Annotated in this window: 16 protein-coding genes; 7 read left to right on the forward strand and 9 right to left on the reverse strand. The window is 63.9% G+C overall.

Going from position 1 to position 19,286, the window contains the following annotated elements; all coding sequences use genetic code 11:
• Positions 1-195: 195 nt before the first annotated feature.
• Entirely contained in the window at positions 196-1,017 is an 822-nt protein-coding gene (otsB, locus tag AC0L3S_RS16135; protein ID WP_473264201.1) for a trehalose-phosphatase, read from the reverse strand.
• Between the two features lie 3 nt (positions 1,018-1,020).
• Positions 1,021-2,508: an MFS transporter gene (locus AC0L3S_RS16140; RefSeq protein WP_473279789.1), complete on the reverse strand. Its 1,488-nt coding sequence runs from the start codon at positions 2,506-2,508 to the stop codon at positions 1,021-1,023.
• A 182-nt stretch (positions 2,509-2,690) separates the two neighbouring features.
• Between AC0L3S_RS16140 and AC0L3S_RS16145 the strand changes: the two genes are divergently transcribed.
• A complete protein-coding gene (locus AC0L3S_RS16145) occupies positions 2,691-3,029 on the forward strand; it encodes a DUF3175 domain-containing protein (protein ID WP_473279791.1) in 339 nt (112 codons plus the stop codon).
• Positions 3,030-3,194: 165 nt separating this feature from the next.
• Here AC0L3S_RS16145 and AC0L3S_RS16150 read toward each other — a convergent pair whose 3' ends face one another.
• On the reverse strand, positions 3,195-5,228 hold the full coding sequence (locus AC0L3S_RS16150; protein WP_473279793.1) for a methyl-accepting chemotaxis protein: 2,034 nt from the start codon (positions 5,226-5,228) through the stop codon (positions 3,195-3,197).
• 184 nt (positions 5,229-5,412) lie between these two features.
• Positions 5,413-7,452: a methyl-accepting chemotaxis protein gene (locus AC0L3S_RS16155; RefSeq protein ID WP_473279795.1), complete on the reverse strand. Its 2,040-nt coding sequence runs from the start codon at positions 7,450-7,452 to the stop codon at positions 5,413-5,415.
• Between the two features lie 355 nt (positions 7,453-7,807).
• Between AC0L3S_RS16155 and AC0L3S_RS16160 the strand changes: the two genes are divergently transcribed.
• From AC0L3S_RS16160 to AC0L3S_RS16175, 4 genes are all read left to right on the forward strand, one after another.
• Complete coding sequence (locus AC0L3S_RS16160) at positions 7,808-8,293, forward strand: (2Fe-2S)-binding protein (RefSeq protein ID WP_007599059.1); 486 nt, start codon at positions 7,808-7,810, stop codon at positions 8,291-8,293.
• 84 nt (positions 8,294-8,377) lie between these two features.
• Positions 8,378-10,720, forward strand: coding sequence for a xanthine dehydrogenase family protein molybdopterin-binding subunit (locus tag AC0L3S_RS16165; protein ID WP_473279797.1), 2,343 nt, complete (start codon positions 8,378-8,380; stop codon positions 10,718-10,720).
• 13 nt (positions 10,721-10,733) lie between these two features.
• The gene (locus AC0L3S_RS16170) at positions 10,734-11,534 is read left to right on the forward strand and encodes an FAD binding domain-containing protein (RefSeq protein ID WP_473279799.1); all 801 of its coding nucleotides are present in this window, start codon (positions 10,734-10,736) and stop codon (positions 11,532-11,534) included.
• 208 nt (positions 11,535-11,742) lie between these two features.
• Positions 11,743-12,852 carry a CaiB/BaiF CoA transferase family protein gene (locus AC0L3S_RS16175; protein ID WP_473279801.1) on the forward strand — a complete coding sequence of 370 codons (1,110 nt, stop codon included), beginning with the start codon at positions 11,743-11,745 and terminating at the stop codon, positions 12,850-12,852.
• A gap of 196 nt (positions 12,853-13,048) precedes the next feature.
• Here AC0L3S_RS16175 and hppD read toward each other — a convergent pair whose 3' ends face one another.
• Positions 13,049-14,164: a 4-hydroxyphenylpyruvate dioxygenase gene (gene hppD / locus AC0L3S_RS16180; RefSeq protein WP_473279803.1), complete on the reverse strand. Its 1,116-nt coding sequence runs from the start codon at positions 14,162-14,164 to the stop codon at positions 13,049-13,051.
• A 121-nt stretch (positions 14,165-14,285) separates the two neighbouring features.
• Between hppD and AC0L3S_RS16185 the strand changes: the two genes are divergently transcribed.
• Positions 14,286-14,765, forward strand: a complete 480-nt coding sequence (locus AC0L3S_RS16185) for an Lrp/AsnC family transcriptional regulator (RefSeq protein WP_473264189.1) — start codon at positions 14,286-14,288, stop codon at positions 14,763-14,765.
• Between the two features lie 74 nt (positions 14,766-14,839).
• Entirely contained in the window at positions 14,840-15,151 is a 312-nt protein-coding gene (locus tag AC0L3S_RS16190; RefSeq protein ID WP_473279806.1) for a DUF1272 domain-containing protein, read from the forward strand.
• Positions 15,152-15,271: 120 nt separating this feature from the next.
• Here the strand turns inward: AC0L3S_RS16190 and fahA are convergent, their stop codons facing one another.
• The 4 genes from fahA to AC0L3S_RS16210 form a co-directional block, all read right to left on the reverse strand.
• Positions 15,272-16,546, reverse strand: coding sequence for a fumarylacetoacetase (fahA, locus tag AC0L3S_RS16195; RefSeq protein WP_473279808.1), 1,275 nt, complete (start codon positions 16,544-16,546; stop codon positions 15,272-15,274).
• A gap of 176 nt (positions 16,547-16,722) precedes the next feature.
• Positions 16,723-18,069 (reverse strand): homogentisate 1,2-dioxygenase, encoded by a 1,347-nt coding sequence (gene hmgA, locus AC0L3S_RS16200; RefSeq protein WP_473279811.1) that lies wholly within the window; start codon positions 18,067-18,069, stop codon positions 16,723-16,725.
• Positions 18,066-19,028 carry an MBL fold metallo-hydrolase gene (locus AC0L3S_RS16205; protein WP_473279814.1) on the reverse strand — a complete coding sequence of 321 codons (963 nt, stop codon included), beginning with the start codon at positions 19,026-19,028 and terminating at the stop codon, positions 18,066-18,068. Before AC0L3S_RS16205 ends, hmgA begins: the two co-directional genes overlap by 4 nt.
• A 27-nt stretch (positions 19,029-19,055) precedes the next feature.
• Positions 19,056-19,283 carry a DUF2783 domain-containing protein gene (locus tag AC0L3S_RS16210; protein ID WP_247396352.1) on the reverse strand — a complete coding sequence of 76 codons (228 nt, stop codon included), beginning with the start codon at positions 19,281-19,283 and terminating at the stop codon, positions 19,056-19,058.
• Positions 19,284-19,286 lie beyond the last annotated feature (3 nt).

The following is a 19,286-nucleotide window of genomic DNA, read 5'->3' on the forward strand; positions in this document are numbered from 1 at the left end:
TCATCAATATGGTTCCTGATCATCCTTTGCACCAATTGAAACCAAAATCGGGCGGGCGCGTTGGAACCGGTTTACCTCCGCGGAACCTGACGATTTCGCTACATAAAGTCGGTTTCGGAACCGCAGCGCGCGCAGCATGAAGCGGACGCGCTGGGGAGCTACGCGCGCGATATGTGGCTGCGAGATGTCGGCGCCCTATTCCAACCTTGAGTCGTCGAGCAGCCGCGCAAGGAACGCGCGCACGTCGTTCGGCGCGTCGAAGTGCCCGTTGACGCCCATGGCGCGGCGGCCGACCGAGAAGGCGAGCCCGTTCATGTCGGGCATGATCGCGAACACGGTCTCGTCGGTAACATCGTCGCCGATGAAGATCGGACGGCGTCCCTTGAAAGGCTCGTGCTTCATCAATTCGCGCACGCCGGTCGCCTTGGTGAAACCGGAATGCTTGATCTCGCAAACGAACTTGCCAGGCAGCACCTCGATCGGCGCATTGGGCAGGTCGGCGCGGATCAGCGAAACGGATTCATAGATCGCCTTCTCCGCATGCGGCGCAAGGCGGTAATGCAGCGCCAGCGAATAGCCCTTGTCTTCGAGCAGAATGCCGGGACTGAGCTTGGCGACCGCCGCGAGCCGCCGCTTCAACTCCTTGTCCAGCGGCGGCGCGCTGACGGCATCGGCTTCGTTGTCCACCGAAAGCCGCATCTCCGCGCCGTGGCCGGCAACGGCGCGAAAGACATCGGGCGCGAAGATCAGGTCGATGTCGTTGAGCGAACGGCCGCTGACCATCGCCAGCGCGCCCGAGGTGCGCTCCGTCAACCGGTTCAGCGTTTCCGACAGGCCGGGCGGCACCCACACCTCGCGCGGCGTCGGCATCAGGTCGAGCAGCGTCCCGTCGATGTCGAGCAGGATCGCTGTTTCATTGAGATGCGGCACGAGTGCGTGGGGCACCGGCACCGCATCGGGCGCTTCATCGTCGACCATGGTACGCTTTAGATCCAATTCAGCCAGTTCCGATTTCATAGTCTACTCCATGGACGCAAGCGGCCGCGCGATTTCTTCGAGCGATCTGCGTTCCGCCGAGACGGCATAGCGCCACGCCACGATCGCGGCCGCGATCATCAGGAAGGCCCCCAGCAAATAACCTGCGAACACGCTCGTGCGTGATCCCGTGTCGATCAGCGCCCCGAACAATGCGGGGCCGATCACGCCGCCGATGCCGGTGCCGACCGCATAGAACACCGCGATCGCGAGCGCACGGACTTCCAAGGGAAAAGTCTCGCTGACGGTGAGATAGGCCGCGCTCGCGGCGGGCGAGGCAAAGAAGAAGATCACCATCCAGGCGATGGTCTGCCCCTGCGCGCTCAAGGCGCCAATCGAGAACAGATAACCCGACAGCGCCAGCAACAGGCCCGACGTCCCATAGGTGAACATGATCATGGTACGGCGGCCGAGCGTATCGAACAGGCGACCGAGCAGCAGCGGACCGAGGAAATTGCCGGCGGCAAAGGGGAGCAGATACCAGCCGACATGATCGGCGCTGATCCCGTAAAAATCGGTCAACACCAGCGCAAAGGTGAAGAAGATGGCATTATAGAAGAAGGCCTGCGCGATCATCAGCACGAGGCCGACCATCGCCCGCTGGCGATAGACCGAGAACAGCGTGTGCACGACCTCGCGGATCGGCGTGTGGCTCCGCATTTTCAGGCGGATCTTGGCGAAGCGCCCGTCGCTCGTGTCCTGGTCGTGTCCAATCACCGAGCGCTCGATCTCGTCGACGATGGCGTGGGCCTGGTCGGGACGGCCGTGGATCATCAGCCAGCGCGGACTCTCTGGAATCCACATCCGCATCAGGAGCACGACGAGGCCGATGGCCGCGCCGATGAGATAAGCGAGGCGCCAGCCGAGATCGGGGCCGATCACCGCGGGATCGAGCAGCACGATGGCCGCCACCGCGCCCATCGCGGCGCCGATCCAGAAGCTGCCGTTGATGACGAGATCGGTCCAGCCGCGATAGCGCGCCGGCACCAGTTCCTGGATGGTCGAATTGATCGCGGTATATTCGCCGCCGATGCCGGCGCCGGTGAGGAAGCGAAACAGTGCGTAGCTCGCGACATTCCATGACAGAGCGGTCGCGGCCGTTGCCGAGAGATAGAGCGCGAGCGTGATGAAGAACAGCTTCTTGCGGCCGATGCGGTCGGTCAGCCAGCCGAAACCGAGCGCGCCGAGCACCGCGCCCGCGAGATAGGCGGAATTGGCAATGCCGAGATCGAGATTGGAGAAATGCAGAGAGGGGCTTTGCTTCAGCGCGCCGGAGAGGGCGCCGGCCAAGGTCACCTCGAGGCCATCGAGAATCCAGGTGATGCCGAGCGCGAGCACGACGCGGGTGTGAAAGCCGCTCCACGGCAGCGCGTCAAGCCGTGCGGGAATGCTGGTTTCGATGATGCGATCGGCCGCGTACGCCGTGGAGACCACAGGTCCATCGTTCGGCGCTGGGCTTCGCTGCAATTCCATCGTGTTGTTGCATCTGACCAATGGACATGGCCCCGGTTCACATGGCGTGGACGGGGGCGATCCGATCAAGGGGGTGCGGCATTCCGCCTGCCACCTGCGACAACGTCTGCGGCGAGGGCAGGTTCCCGCAGGAACGACCGCTCGCGGCGCTGGTTTTCGGTGGAGCCGCAAGGAGTTGACGCATGGCTCATGCCAGAAAGACGACACATTCTCGCAAAACAGCGGCGCGCAAGCGCACCAAGCGCACCGCACCGAAGCGCTGGTCACAGCGCGTGACGAAGGAGAGCGACGCGCTCGACCTCAAACAAGGCGTGTTCAAGCTGACCAGCGCGAAGAAGATCGCGGCTTCGCTGAAGCGCTCGGCCGAGCACAGCGCGCGCCGCAAGTCCGGCGCCTATCGCTCGGCGCCGTCGATGCTGACGTTCTACATCAACCGCGCCGGCAAGACGCTGCCGCAGACGCAGCGCACGCGGCTGGAGCGGGCAAAGGTGGAGCTGAAGCGGGCGTTCGGGAGGGAGTGAGTGCCACGTCGTCCTGGACAAGCGCTGCGCCGATCCAGGACCTATTACCCTAGAGAGCGGTTTGGCGATGACTCGGAGTTGGCAGTTCGCCCGGCAACTCCGCCTTGGGGTCATGGGTCCTGGCTTTCGCCAGGACGACGGCGGAGTGCGTGGCGCGCTTCGAGCTTACGCCGCCCGGATATTCCCCATGAAGCGGTCGAGCTCGGCGCGCAGGCGGGTGCTTTCGGACGACAGCGTCTTGGCCGAATGCAGCACCTCTTCGGAGGCTGAGCCGGTTTCGGCGGCGCCGCGATTGACCTGACCGATATCGGTGGCGGCGGTCTGGGTGCCTTGCGCGACGGTCTGGACGCTGCGCGCGATTTCCTGGGTCGCCGCGCCTTGCTGCTCCACGGCGCTCGCAATCGACGTCGAGATCGACGAGATCTGGCCGATGGTCGCGCCGATCTCCTTGATCGCCGCAACCGACTCGGCCGTCGCGCCTTGCATGCCCGTGATGTGCGAGGAGATCTCGTCGGTCGCCTTCGCGGTCTGGCTTGCCAGCGACTTCACTTCGCTGGCGACAACTGCAAAGCCGCGGCCGGCTTCGCCGGCGCGTGCCGCCTCGATCGTCGCATTCAGAGCGAGAAGATTGGTCTGCTCGGCGATCGCGGTGATGAGCTTGACGACTTCGCCGATCTGCTGGGCGGCATGCGAGAGCTTGCCGATGCGGTTATCGGTCTCCTTTGCCTGCACCACGGCAGCTTCGGCAATACGGCTGGAATCGCGCACCTGGCGGCCGATCTCCTCGACCGAGGCCGAGAGCTCTTCGGTCGCGGTCGCGACCGACTGCATGTTGCTGGAGGCCTGCTCGGAGACGTCGGCGACCTGGCTCGACAGGCTCTGCGTGGTCTCGGCGGTGCGGGTCAGCGTCGAGGCCGCCGATTCCAGCTGCACGGCGGAAGCCGAGACGTTGGAGACGATGGCACCGACCGCGCTCTCGAAATCGTCGGCGAAGCGAATCAGTTCGGAGCGGCGGCTTGCGGCCTGCTCCCTGTTCTGAAGTTCGTTGGCGGCGGCGTCGCGCCCGGCCTTGGCCACGGCCTGCACCTTGAATTCCTCTACCGCGCCGGCCATCTCGCCGATCTCGTCCCTGCGCCCCAGGCCCGGCAGCACGACATCGAAATTGCCCGCGGCAAGCTCGCGCATCGCCTTGCACATCGCGATCATCGGACGCGAAATGCCGTTGCCCAGCATCAGGGCGAGCGCAGCCCCGACGGCAAGGCCGCCCAGCGCCATCATCAGCATCAGCCGCTCGGTCTCGCCGATGGTGGCATTGGCGTTGACCTCGATGCGCTGCTGATCCGCCGTCAGCTCCGACCGCAGCTCACCCGAGAGCTTGAGAATGGACGCAGCCGTCTTGGTCATGTCGCCGTTCAGCTTGACGATGACCTTCACGTTCTCGGTCAACTTTGAAAAGGAGGTGCGGTACTGCTTGAGGAGGTTGCTGATCTCAGTGACGCGGTCGGTGATCTTCTGGTCGTTAGCATAGATCGAGACCAGCAAGGTCTCCAGGAATTTGATGCGGGCAATCACGCCGTCGGCGGTCTTCGGCTCCGGCTTGGCGACGAAGGCGCTGACCGAGGTGGAGACCGCAAGGTATTGCGATGTGATGTCCTTGGCCGTGCTCTGAACCGAGTTCAGGCCCGCCAGTGCCGCGGTATCGGCGAGATCGTCGAACTTGAACCGGATCTTGTTGCCGACGCTGTTGAGCTCATCGGTCGCGATCTTGCCGTTCTCGCGCGTCAACGTGATGATCTCGCCGAACACCTTGGTAAAGCTCTTGAAGTCGGCCTCTAGCCTGCCGACCTGCTCGCGGCGCGCTACGCCCGTGGTGGCTGCCGCCGACTTGGCGATCGCGGCCCTCAAATTCTCTTCGGCTGCTTTGGCTGCGGTCTCATCATCCGCCGCGCCGGTCAGCGTGTAGGCCCGCGCCAGCCCCTGGTAAGCGATCAGCTCGCGATCGACCGTCCGCGCAAGGTCCGCTTCGGCGACGCTAGAGCGATAGGAGGCCACGGCGGCCTGGATCCGCTCGAAGCCGAAATACGCGAAAGCCATGCTGACGGCGAGGATGGCGAGCACCGCCACGAAGCCGAGGATGATTTTTGCGCGAAAACGCAAGGTGAGCAGCTTCGATGTGGTCGGCTTCGACTTGACGGGCATTCCCCACCCCATTCCATTCGCGGAAAACCAGGCGCAGCCCGGAAGCAGCCCGCTTCCTGACGCGTGAGCACGGTAAATGGCAAAGGATAAGCGGCGGTAAATTTGTGGCGCCGCAACCGGCGGTTACGTGACGCAGGGTCTCGTCGTCCTGGCTTTCGCCAGGACGACATTGACGGGAATGCCCCTACGCTGCCCGGATGTTCCCCATGAAGCGGTCGAGCTCGGCGCGCAGGCGGGTGCTTTCGGATGACAGTGTCTTGGCCGAGTGCAGCACCTCTTCCGAAGCCGAGCCGGTTTCGGCGGCGCCGCGGTTGACCTGGCCGATGTCGGTGGCGGCGGTCTGAGTGCCCTGCGCGACGGTCTGGACGCTGCGCGCGATTTCCTGCGTCGCCGCGCCTTGCTGCTCGACCGCGCTCGCAATCGAGGTCGAGATCGACGAGATCTGGCCGATGGTGGCGCCGATCTCCTTGATCGCCGCAACCGACTCGGCGGTGGCGCCCTGCATGCCCGTGATGTGCGAGGAGATCTCGTCGGTGGCCTTCGCGGTCTGGCTCGCCAGCGACTTCACTTCGCTGGCGACCACTGCAAAGCCGCGGCCGGCTTCGCCGGCGCGCGCCGCCTCGATGGTCGCATTCAGAGCGAGAAGATTGGTCTGCTCGGCGATCGCCGTGATGAGCTTGACGACTTCGCCGATCTGCTGGGCGGCATGCGAGAGCTTGCCGATGCGATTATCGGTCTCCTTTGCCTGCACCACGGCAGCCTCTGCGATGCGGCTGGAATCGCGCACCTGGCGGCCGATCTCCTCGACCGAGGCCGAGAGCTCTTCGGTCGCGGTCGCCACCGACTGCATGTTGCTGGAGGCCTGCTCGGAGACGTCGGCGACCTGGCTCGACAGGCTCTGGGTGGTCTCGGCGGTGCGGGTCAGCGTCGAGGCCGCCGATTCCAGCTGCACGGCGGAAGCCGAGACGTTGGAGACGATGGCGCCGACCGCGCTTTCGAAATCGTCGGCGAAACGAATCAGCTCGGAGCGGCGAGCGGCGCTCGCTTCCTTGTTCTGAGCCTCGTTCGCGGCGGCGTCGCGCTCGGCCTTGGCCACGGCCTGCACCTTGAATTCCTCGACCGCGCCGGCCATCTCGCCGATCTCGTCCTTGCGGCCCAGGCCCGGCAGCACAACATCGAAATTGCCCGAGGCAAGCTCGCGCATCGCCTTGCACATCGCGATCATCGGACGCGAAATACCGGTGCCGAGCAGGAAGGCGAGGACCGCACCGAGCAGCGTGCCGCCGACGGCCAGCATCAGCACCAGCTGCTCGGTCTTCCCGATGGTCGCTTCCGATTCGGACTCCAACCGCTGCTGTTCGGCAACGAGGTCCGCCTTCATGGCGGTAGCACCCTGAAGGATCGCGCCGGCCGAGCCGCTCATCTCGGTGACGAGATCGTCGATCATCTTGGCATTGGCGATCAGCTTCTCCAGCGATTCCCGATAGGCACCGAGCAATCCCTTGGCGTCCTTCAGGCCGGCGACGATCTTGTCGTCCATGGAATAGACCGCGTTGAGGGAGTTCTCGACGAATTTCAGCCGCGCCAGCGCGCTGGTCGCGATCGCCTGGTCGGACGTCAGCACGAAATTGGTCGCCGCCGCGTTCGCGGTCTGGAATTGAGCATTGACCTGCTTGGTCCCGAACTCGATCGCCTGCGCCTCGGAATCGGAGGCATTGTTACCGATGTCGTCGAGCTTGTATTTCAGGAGGTTGGCGTTGCGCGAGAGCTGGTTCTGCACCAGCAGCGCGCTGTCACGCTTGGCCTGGAGGACTTTTGCGAAGGTCGCTGAGAAGTTGGAGAACTCCTTGGCGAGCTTGCCCAGGCTCTCCTGGCGCGCCGGCTTCTTGGCGCTCTTGACCGCCTGGTCGATGGCGCTCTTCAGGCCGGTCTCCGCGTCCAGCGCCGTCTTGGCGTCGTCCTCCTTGCCGGTGACAACGAAATATTTGACGGCCGAGCGATAGGCGAGCAGCTCCCGGTCGATATTGCGGGCGAGATCGGCCTCGGTGACGCTGCTGCGGTAGGACCCGACCCCGGACGAGACCCGCTCGAAGCCAAAATAGGAGAAAGCCATGCTGCCGGCGGAGATCACCAGCACGGCGGCAAAGCCCAGAATGATCTTGGCGCGGAACCTGAGGGTCGGCATTATTGTGCGCTTCGACGACGACGCGATACGCCTGGACATTCCCACCCCCATTTTCATTCAGCCGCGATCCGGTGGCGTCCCGCCCCCTGACCTAGCTGAGCAAAACTAAGGCAGAATCGATAAGGGGCGGTAAATTCGGTGCGCCCGCGGAGTTTCCGGCTCTATCGGCCAAGGCGAACTGAAAAGGCGAACTGCATAGGGATATGGAGGCTGGCATCCCAGCTGCGCCCGGGGCCGTGCCCCCATCCGGTCGACTCGGCCACCCCCACCAATGCTGGCCATTCCGGATCCATGACTTTTCCATGACGCGGGCGACCAAAATCGTAGTTGCAAAGTTCCGGGTCGCTGTCTCTAATTAGAAACAATCAAAATCGACCCCGGGGAGGATTCAACCGTGTCTACAGTCAAACTGACGGTGAACGGCAAGGCTGTTGCCGTCGACGTCGAGGACCGTACGCTGCTGGTTCAGCTGCTGCGCGACCACCTCAACCTCACCGGAACCCATGTCGGCTGCGACACCAGCCAGTGCGGCGCCTGCGTCGTCCATATGGACGGCAAGGCCGTCAAATCCTGCACCATGCTCGCGGGCCAGGCCGATGGCGCCAGCATCACCACGATCGAAGGCATCGCCAAGGGCGACGAGCTGCACCCGATGCAGGCCGCCTTCCGCGACAATCACGGCCTGCAGTGCGGCTATTGTACGCCGGGCATGATCATGTCGGCCATCGACATCGTGCACCGCTATGGTGGCCAGCTCGACGAGGCCACCGTCCGCCACGAGCTCGAAGGCAATATTTGCCGCTGCACCGGGTACCACAACATCGTCAAAGCCGTACTGGACGCGGCCGGACGCATGAAGGTCTCGCAGGCGGCCGAGTAAACGGCGCGCGTCGAAATAAGAACCACTGCCGCCGCTTTCGAGGGAAAGCGCGGTCAAGTCAAATTCCGGTCGGGAGGACCAGACATGGGTGTTGAAGGCATTGGCGCGCGCGTCGTGCGCAAGGAAGACAAGCGTTTCATTACCGGCAAGGGCCGCTACGTCGACGACATCAAATTGCAGGGCATGACCCATGCCCATTTCATCCGCAGCCCGCACGCGCATGCCAAGGTGAAGGGAATCGATTCCTCCGCCGCGCTGAAGATGCCGGGCGTGGTCGCGGTGCTGACGGGACAGGAGATCGTCGACGACAAGGTCGGCAACCTGATCTGCGGCTGGGCCATCACCTCCAAGGACGGCAGCCCGATGAAAATGGGCGCATGGCCGGCAATGGCGCCGGAGACGGTGCGCTTCGTCGGTCAGGCGGTCGCAGTCGTGATCGCCGAGACCAAAAATCTCGCACGCGATGCGGCCGAAGCCGTGGTCGTGAACTACGAAGAGCTGCCCGCGGTCGCCGACGTCCACGCCGCGATCAAGTCCGGCGCGCCGCAGCTGCATCCCGAAGCTCCCGGCAACCAGGTTTATGACTGGGTGATCGGCGACGAGGGCGCCGCCGATGCCGCCTTCGCCAAGGCCGCTAACGTGGTGAAGCTCGACGTCACCAACAACCGCCTCGCGCCGAACGCAATGGAGCCGCGTGCCGCGATTGCCAATTACGATGCGGCGGAAGAGCATTTCACGCTCTACACGACGTCGCAGAATCCGCACGTGGCCCGCCTGGTGCTGTCGGCGTTCTACAACATCGCACCCGAGCACAAGCTGCGCGTGATCGCGCCCGACGTCGGCGGCGGCTTCGGCTCCAAGATCTTCATCTATCCCGAAGAGATGGTGGCGCTGTGGGCCTCGAAGAAGGTCGGCCGTCCCGTGAAATGGACCGGCGACCGCACCGAAGCCTTCCTCACCGATGCGCATGGCCGCGACCACGTCACCCATGCCGAGATGGCGTTCGACGCCAACAACAAGATCACCGGGTTGAAGGTGAAGACCTACGCCAATTTCGGCGCCTACATGTCGCTGTTCTCGTCGTCGGTGCCGACCTATCTCTACGCGACGCTGCTGTCGGGCCAGTACAACATCCCGGCGATCCATGCCGAGGTGGTCGGGGTCTACACCAACACCACGCCGGTCGACGCCTATCGCGGCGCCGGCCGCCCCGAGGCGAGCTATCTGATCGAACGTCTGATGGAGACGGCGGCGCGGCAGTTGAAGGTCGATCCGGCCGCGCTGCGCCGGACCAACTTCATCACCCAATTCCCACACCAGACGCCGGTGATCATGGCCTATGACACCGGCGACTTTAATGCCTCGCTGGATGCAGCGATGAAGGCGATCGACTATGCCGGCTTTGCCGGGCGCAAGGCCAAGGCGAAAGCCGACGGCAAACTGCGCGGCATCGGCGTCTCCTGCTACATCGAGGCCTGCGGCATCGCACCGTCGAAGGCGGTCGGCAGCCTGGGCGCCGGCGTCGGCCTTTGGGAATCCGCCGAGGTCCGCGTCAATCCGGTCGGCACCATCGAGGTCCTGACGGGATCGCACAGCCACGGCCAGGGTCACGAGACCACGTTCTGCCAGCTCGTCGCGGAGCGCCTCGGCATTCCCATCAGCCAGGTCTCGATCGTCCATGGCGACACTGACAAGGTGCAGTTCGGCATGGGCACCTACGGCTCGCGCTCGGCGGCCGTCGGCCTCACCGCGATCCTGAAGGCAATGGAGAAGATGGAATCCAAGGCCAAGAAGATCGCCGCCCACGCGCTGGAAGCCTCGGAAGGCGACATCGTCATCGAGAACGGCGAGTTCAAGGTGGCCGGGACCGACAAGGCGATCGCCTTCCCGATGGTCGCGCTCGCGGCCTACACCGCGCACAATCTGCCCGACGGGATGGAGCCGGGCCTGAAGGAAAGCGCCTTCTACGACCCGACCAACTTCACCTTCCCGGCCGGCACGTATATCTGCGAGCTCGAGGTCGATCCCGGCACCGGCAAGACCTCTTTCGTCAACTTCGTCGCCGCCGACGATTTCGGCCGGCTGATCAACCCGATGATCGTCGAAGGCCAGGTCCATGGCGGTCTTGTGCAAGGCATCGGACAAGCGTTGCTCGAGCACGCGATCTACGACGCCAACGGCCAGCCGGTCACGGCCTCGTTCATGGACTACGCCATGCCGCGCGCCGACGACGTTCCCTCGTTCAATCTCTCCCACACCACAACGCTGTGCCCGGGCAATCCCTTGGGCATCAAGGGTTGCGGCGAGGCCGGCGCGATCGGGGCGTCAGCGGCCGTGATCAATGCGATCACGGACGCGATCGGCAAGAACAATCTGGAAATGCCCGCAACCCCCGACAGGGTGTGGCGCACGATCCACGCGGCTTAAGGGAGGAACGAAGATGTACCAGACCGTTTATCATCGCGCGTCCTCGGTTGACGAAGCCGTCTCCCTGTTCTCCAAAAGCAGCGAAGCAAAATTCCTCGCCGGCGGGCAGACGCTGCTGCCGGTGATGAAGCAACGCCTCGCCAGTCCGTCCGACGTCATCGACCTCGGCAAGATCAAGGAGCTGCAGGGCGTCGAACTCTCGGGCGACGTCCTGACCATCAAGGCCGGCACGACCTATTTCGACATCATGCAGAATGCCGATGTGAAGAAGGCGATTCCCGCAATCGCCTATCTGACCTCGGTGCTCGGCGACCCCGCGGTGCGCTATCGCGGCACGATCGGCGGCTCGATCGCCAACAACGATCCCGCCGCGGATTATCCCGCCGCGCTGCTCGCGCTCGGCGCCACCGTGAAGACCAACAAGCGGTCGATTGCGGCGGACGACTTCTTCCAGGGCCTGTTCACGACGGCGCTGGAAGACGGCGAAATCATCACCGCCGTGTCGTTCCCGGTTCCGGCGAAGGCAGGCTACGAAAAAATGCGTCACCCGGCGTCTCGCTTCGCGCTGACCGGCGTGTTCGTCGCGCAGACGAAGTCCGGCGAGATTCGGGTGGCCGCCACCGGCGCCTCGCAAAGCGGCGTGATGCGGGTCCCGGCCATCGAAACGGCGCTGAAGGCGAATTGGTCACCTTCGGCGATCGACGGCGTGAGCATTTCGGCGAGCAATCTGCTGGCCGACATCCACGGCACGGCGGAGTACCGGGCCAACCTGATCAAGGTAATGGCGCAGCGCGCGGTGGCTGCCGCTCGCTGATCGTGACGCCTTAGCGCCTCAACACAAATTTTCCGCGGCGCGCACTTCGGTGCGCGCCGCTTTATTTTAGCCAGGCGACATGAAAACCGCTTGCCTCGCTGGCGTGAAGGCGAGAAAAGTTAATCAGCCAATTAACTCGCCCACAGAGGAATGTCCGAGGCGATTGCCGAACAATCGGCATCCGCCCGCGACCCGAGGAAACAACAAATTGCTCGACAAATCAGCCCCCACCTCCTCCGTTCGCGCCGCCGGCCCGCTTGCAGGCTTCCGCATCGTCGAATTCGCCGGCATTGGGCCCGGTCCGTTCGCCTGCATGCTGCTGGCCGACATGGGTGCCGATGTCGTCACGCTCGATCGGGTCGGCGCCAGGAAGAACATGAAGTCGGTCGCGGGCCGCGGCCGCAAGGTGGTCGAGCTCGATCTCAAGGACAAGGCGGCGATCGCGGAGGTGCTCGACCTGCTTGCGAATGCGGACGCGCTGGTCGAGGGTTTTCGTCCCGGCGTGATGGAGCGGCTCGGCCTCGGGCCTGATGTGGTGCTCGCGCGCAATCCAAAGCTGGTCTACGGCCGCATGACCGGCTGGGGCCAGCAAGGTCCGCTCGCCAATGCCGCCGGCCACGACATCAACTACATCTCCATCACCGGCGCGCTCGCCGCGATCGGCACGAAGGAAGCGCCGGTGCCGCCGCTCAATTTGGTCGGCGATTTCGGCGGCGGCGCGCTCTATCTCGTTGTCGGCGTGCTCGCGGCGCTGCTGGAGGCCTCGCGGTCAGGCAAGGGGCAGGTCGTCGACTCCGCGATGTGCGACGGCGCGGCATCGCTGATGTCGTTCTTCTTCGACATGACCACGCTCGGCCGCTGGACCGAAGGCCGTAACGAGAACTTCCTCGACGGCGGCGCGCATTTCTACGGCGTCTACGAATGTGCCTGCGGCCATTTCGTCTCGATCGGCTCGATCGAGCCGCAGTTCTACGCGCTGCTGCGCGAGCACGCTGGACTCACCGACGCCGATTTCGATGCGCAGATGGACCGCAAGGCATGGCCCGCGCTGAAGGAAAAACTGAAGACGGTGTTCAAGAGCAAGACGCGCGAGGACTGGTGCAAAATCATGGAAGGCACCGACATCTGCTTTGCGCCGGTGCTGACCATGTCGGAAGCGACCGAGCATCCGCACATGGTCGCCCGCAAAGTCTTCGTCGAGCGCCACGGCGTGAAGCAGCCGGCACCGGCGCCACGCTTTTCGCGGACGCCATCGGCGGTGCGCGAGCCGGAAGTGGCGGAGATCGGCGCGGTGACGAAGGCGTGGGCGGAGCGTTAGGAGCGGCAAGATCTCCGCTGCCGCACCACACTCCGCCGTCGTCCTGGCGAAAGCCAGGACCCATAGCCACCAAACGTGGTTTGACGAAGACTCGGAGTTATCAGTCAACCCAACAACCGCTCCCTGGGGTAATGGGTCCTGGCTTTCGCCAGGACGACGGCTGTGTTTGACGCCGCGGCGTGCCTAAATAGCGCGCCTACGCCGCATCCACCTTCAACACCCCACGCCGGATCTGATCCTCCTCGATCGACTCGAATAGCGCCTTGAAGTTACCTTCGCCGAAGCCGTCATCGCCCTTGCGCTGGATGAACTCGAAGAAGATCGGGCCGATCGCATTGGCCGAGAAGATCTGCAGCAGCACCTTGGTCTGGCCGCCGTCGACCACGCCTTCGCCGTCGATCAGGATCCCGTTTTTCTGCAGCCGCGCGAGGTCCTCGCCATGCTTCGGCAACCGCCCGTCGATCCGCTCGAAATAGGTCGCGGGCGGCGCCGGCATGAAGGGCAGGCCCGCTTCGCGCAAGTCCTCGATGGTGCGGTAGATGTCGCGGCAGCCGCAGGCGATGTGCTGGATGCCTTCGCCGCGATAGATATTGAGATATTCCTCGATCTGGCCGGAATCGCCGGCATCCTCGTTGATCGGAATCCGGATCTTGCCGTCGGGGCTCGTCAGCGCCCGCGAGAACAGGCCGGAGGCGCGGCCCTCGATGTCGAAGAAGCGGATCTGGCGGAAGTTGAAGAGCTTCTCGTAGAAGCCGGTCCAGACGTCCATGCGGCCGCGGTGGACGTTATGGGTGAGGTGATCGAGATAGAACAGGCCGGCGCCAGTGGGACGCGGATCGCGCACGCCGAGCCATTCGAACTCGCCGTCATAGGCCGAGCCCTTGGCGCCGTAGCGATCGACGAAGTAGAGCAGGCTGCCGCCGATGCCCTTGATCGCGGGGACGTCGAGCGTCTTCTGAGCGGAGGACACATCCGCAGGTTCGGCACCGAGCGATATCGCGCGGTCATAGGCCTTGTTGGCATCGACGACGCGAAACGCCATCGACGGCGCACAGGGGCCGTGCGCGGCGACGAAATCGTGACCCTGGGTGCCGGGCTCCTCGTTGACGAGATAGTTGATGTCGCCTTGGCGATAGACCGTGATCTTCTTCGTTCTGTGGCGCGCGACGGCCGCATAGCCCATCAGCTTGAACAGGGCGTGCAGCTGTTCCGGATCGGGATGCGCATATTCGACGAACTCGAACCCGTCGGTGCCCATCGGATTGTCGGCGCTGATCGTGGCCGGCGGTGCATCGTGCGGAAACGGACCCATGGCGCTCTCCCAAATTGCTGCTGGGATGAATTATCCTTCACGGGGCCCGCAATGAACGTGCAAATGAGGCGCAATTTCATTATCTTGCGCACGATCTGTGCATAGAAGGGGAGAATGGCGCATGACTTCGGTAGACGCCTTCGACCTCAAGATCCTCGGCGCGCTCCAGGATGATGGCCGCCTCACCAATCAGGAACTCGCCGACCTCGCGGGGCTCTCGGCCTCGCAATGCTCGCGCCGGCGGATGCGGCTGGAGGAGGAGAAGGTGATATCGGGCTATCACGCCGATCTCTCCAGCGAGGCACTGGGCTTTGGCGTGGTCGCCTTCATCCAGGTGACGCTCGCGACCCACTCGCCGGACAACTCGAAACGCTTCCGTGCGCTGGTCAATCGAATCGACGAGATCCAGGAGGCCTATTCGCTCACGGGCGACGCCGACTATGTGCTGAAAGCCGTGCTGCGCGACCTGAAGGGTCTCTCCAATCTCGTCAACGACGTTCTGATGCCACACCAGAGTGTCGCGCATGTGCGCTCATCGATCGTGCTCGACAGGCTGAAGGAAAGCTCGAAGCTGCCGCTGAAGGATTTGAAGGCTGGCTGAAATCGAGGGAACTACGCCATTCGCGCTTCGCACGCCGTCTGCGATGATCCGGGTCAATCTGCGGAGATTCAACCATGGCCCTCCAGCTTCGACCGAACTGCGAATATTGCGACCGCGACCTGCCGCCGAATGCAACCGATGCGCGGATCTGCTCCTATGAATGCACCTTCTGTGCGGACTGCGTGGAGACGAAACTCTCCAATGTCTGCCCGAACTGCGGCGGCGGTCTTACGCCGCGCCCGATCAGGCCAACGCAGGAATGGCGACCGGGCGTGTGCACGACGAAGCAGGCGCCGTCGGACAAGCGAGTGCATCTGAAGTACAGCCTGGAGGATGTCGCCGCGCATTGCACGCGGGTCAAGGACGTACCGCCTGAAAGGCGATGAACTCTCTCCACGTCATTGCGAGGAGCCCTTGCGACGAAGCAATCCAGACTGCCTCGGCGGAAAGATTCTGGATTGCTTCGCTACGCTCGCAATGACGGAGTTTGTGGAAGCGGCGGCGCCCTACTCCGCCGCCAGAATCGTCCCCTCGACCTCACCAAAACCGACGCGATAGCCCTCGCCCTGACACCAGCCGCGCATGACGAGGCTGTCGCCGTCTTCCAGGAATGACCGCTTGATGCCGCCGGGTAATTCGGCCGGCTCGGTGCCGTTCCAGCTGATCTCCAGCAGGCTGCCGCGCTGGTTCTTCTCCGGGCCGGAAATGGTGCCGCTGCCCAGGAGATCTCCGACATTCATGGCGCAGCCGGAGGAGGCGTGGTGCATCAGCTGCTGCACCGACGACCAATACATGTATTTAAAATTGGTGCGGCTGATGGCGGCGGGCGCGTTGGCTCCGGCGGCACGCAAGGAGACGTCGAGTTCGAGATCGTAGTTCTGCGGCTTGCCCTGTTTGAGGTAATCGAGCGGCACCGGCTCCTGCTCCGGCCCCTTCAGGCGAAACGGCTCCAGCGCCTCGCGCGTCACCACCCACGGGCTGATCGAGGTCGCGAACGCCTTGGCGAGGAACGGCCCAAGCGGCACATATTCCCATTGCTGGATATCGCGCGCGCTCCAGTCGTTGAGCAGCACGAAGCCGAAGATCATCTCCTCGGCCTGTTGCTCCCCAAGCATCCCGCCCATCGGCGAGGGCTGCCCGACCACGACGCCCATCTCCAGTTCGAAGTCGAGCCGCTTGCAGGGGCCGAAGCTCGGCACCTCCACATTCGGCGGCTTGAGCTGCCCGCGCGGACGCTTCACCTTTGTGCCCGAGACCACGACGGTCGAGGCACGGCCGTTATAGGCGATCGGCATATGCAGCCAGTTCGGCTGCAGCGCATTGTCCTTGCCACGGAACATGACGCCGACATTGGTGGCGTGTTCCTTCGATGAATAGAAATCGGTGTAGCCGGAGACCGCGAATGGCAGATGCAGTTTCGCATCGCGCATCGGCACCAGCGCTTGCTTGCGCAGCTCCTCATTGTCGCGCAGCTCGGGATGATCGGCGCGCAGGAGCTCGCTGATCCGCGCCCGCGTCTTGGCCCAGACCTTTGGCCCCAGCGCCATGAAAGCATTGAGCGACGGCGTCGAGAACACGCCGAGCGGGCCGACGTCGAGCCGCGAATCCTGCTCGAGTTCCCAGAGATCGAGCACATAGTCGCCGATCGCCGCGCCGACGCGCGGCGTCGGGTTGGCCGTGGTCGAGAACACACCGTAAGGCAGGTTCTGGATCGGGAAGTCGGAGGCGGGATCGACGTCGATGAAGGAGCGGAGGCTGGGGTCGTTCGGGTGGGTTGTCACTTTTCGCCAGTCCTTTTTCCTTCTCCCCTTGCGGGAGAAGGTGGCGCGAAGCGCCGGATGAGGGGTTGCATCTGCGTGTCCGAATGAGAGAGGCTTGTTCGCGGAGACAGACCCCTCACCCGTCTCGCCGTTACGCGGCGAGCCACCCTCTCCCACAAGGGGAGAGGGGAAGAACGCTACGGCTTGCTCGGGTCGAACCTCTTTTCCAGGCCCTTCCAGCAATCCGCGTAGTCGTCCTGCAACGTCGCGGAATTCGCGGCGTGCGCGGTGACGCGCTGCGCATAGCGGGTCTCGAACATGAAGGCCATCGTGCCGGTCAGCTTGACCGGCTTCAGCTCGCCGTTGCTGGCGTGCTCGAAGGCATCGCGATCGGGGCCGTGCGGCAGCATGCAATTGTGCAGGCTCATGCCGCCCGGCACGAAACCTTGCGGCTTGGCGTCGTAGACGCCGTAGATCAGGCCCATGAACTCGCTCATGATGTTCATGTGATACCACGGCGGGCGGAAAGTGTTGTCGGCGACCATCCAGCGCTCGGGGAAGATCACAAAGTCGATGTTCGCAGTGCCTGCTGTCTCCGACGGCGAGGTCAGCACGGTGAAGATCGAGGGATCGGGATGATCGAAGCCGATCGCGCCTACGGGAGAGAAGCTGCGCAGATCATATTTGTACGGCGCGTAATTGCCGTGCCAGGCGACGACGTCGATCGGCGAGTGGGGCAGCGTGGTCTTGAACAGAGCGCCGCCCCATTTCACGAACAGCTCGGTCGGCGTGTCCTTGTCCTCGTAGTGCGCGACCGGTGTCAGGAAGTCGCGGGCATTGGCGAGGCAGTTGGCGCCGATCGGCCCGCGCTCCGGCAGCGTGAAGGCGCCGCCGTAGTTTTCGCAGAGATAGCCGCGCGCAGGTCCGTTCGGAATCTCCACCCGGAACTTGACGCCGCGGGGGATCACCACGATCTCGCCGGGCTCGGCATCGATCCGGCCGAACTCGGTGACGATGCGAAGATTGCCCTGCTGCAGCACGAACATCAGCTCGCCGTCGGCATTGTAGAAGTGCTGGTCCACCATCGACGTGGTGATGAGATAGACATGGGCGGCCATGCCGGCCTGGGTGTTGACGTCACCGGCGGTGGTCATGGTCTGCACGCCCTGCAGGAAAGTCATATCCTCCTTTGGGATCGGCGCCGGATCCCAGCGCAATTGCGCGATCGGCAGATCGTTTTCATGGCACGGTGCCGAACGCCACAGGCCGCCGTCGGCCTTCTCGAACCGGCCCGAATGTTTCACCGACGGGCGAATGCGATAGAGCCAGGAGCGCTCATTGCTGCCGCGCGGCGCGGTGAAGGGCGAGCCGGAGAGCTGCTCGGCATAGAGGCCGTAGGCACAGCGCTGCGGCGAGTTGCGTCCGATCGGCAGCGCGCCCGGCAGGGCTTCGGTCTCGAAGCTGTTGCCGAACCCGGACATGTAGCCCGGTGTGACCTGGGCCGTGCTGCGAATGATCTGATCGGGCGAGGTATTGATGTTCATGATGATCCTCCTCCTTGCAGGGCCGCCCACATCTCCTGGTCGCGCTTGTCGGTCCAGATCACGGGGTCGTCGATCCCCGACGCCTCGTCATAGGCGCGCGACACGTTGAACGGCAGACAGTGCTCGTAGATGGCGAAACTCGAAAATTTCGGATCCATCACCTCGCGCGTCGCGGCCATCGATTCCTTCAGCGTGCGGCCCTTGGCGACCGAGATTTCGGCGGCGCCGTAGAGCGAGGTGACGAAGTCGCGCGTCATCGCGATGGCTTCACGCACCGTGGCGACACCCTTGAGCGCATCGCCGCGACCCGGCGCGATCGCCTTGGGATTGAAGTTGCGGATTTCGTTCAGCGTCAGCGGCCATTCGCGCAAATGCGCGTCACCACAATAGCAGGCCGAGTGATATTCGATCAGGTCGCCGGAGAACATCACCTCGGCATCGGGCACCCAGGCGACGATGTCGCCGGAGGTGTGGCCGGCGCCAAGCTGCATCAGCCGCACCTCGCGCTTGCCGAGATAGATCGACATCTCGCCTTCGAAGGTCAGCGTCGGCCAGGTCAGGCCGGGAATGCTCGATGCGTCCTGAAACAGGCGCGGAAAGCGGCCATACTCGGAATCCCAATCCTGCTGGCCACGCTCTTCGATCAGGCGATGGGTCTCCTGCGAGGCGACGATACCCTGCGCCTTGTAGGCGGATGCACCGAGCACGCGCACGGCGTGATAATGCGATAGCACGACATATTTGATCGGCTTGTCGGTGACGGTACGGACGCGCTCGATCACCTTGTTGGCCATCGCCGGCGTCGATTGCGCGTCGAACACCAGGCAGCCGTCGTCGCCGACGATGATCGCTGTGTTCGGATCGCCCTCCGCGGTAAAGGCGTAGAGATCGGTGCCGATCTCGGAGAAGGTGATTTTCTTCTCGGAGAGGTCGCCGGTGGATGCGAAGTTCTTCGCCATCAGTTCATCCTTCAAGTCACTGGGTTATTATTGTTGTTGCTGTTGCTGTTGCTGCTGGCCATCGATCATGCGCCGCTTGGCGAGCAGGATCGCCTCCCGCAGCACGTCGATATCGCCGATATGGTTGGCAAGGATCAGCACCAGCGCCGCGTCGAAATCGGCGCTTTGCTCGTCGGTGAAGCCCCGATGCGCCTCCACGATGGCGCGAAAGGCGTCGTCGGGCCGCGCGAAGTTGGAGCTGGTCGAGAGCGGCATGCG

Source organism: Bradyrhizobium sp. Ken01, assembly GCF_055807355.1.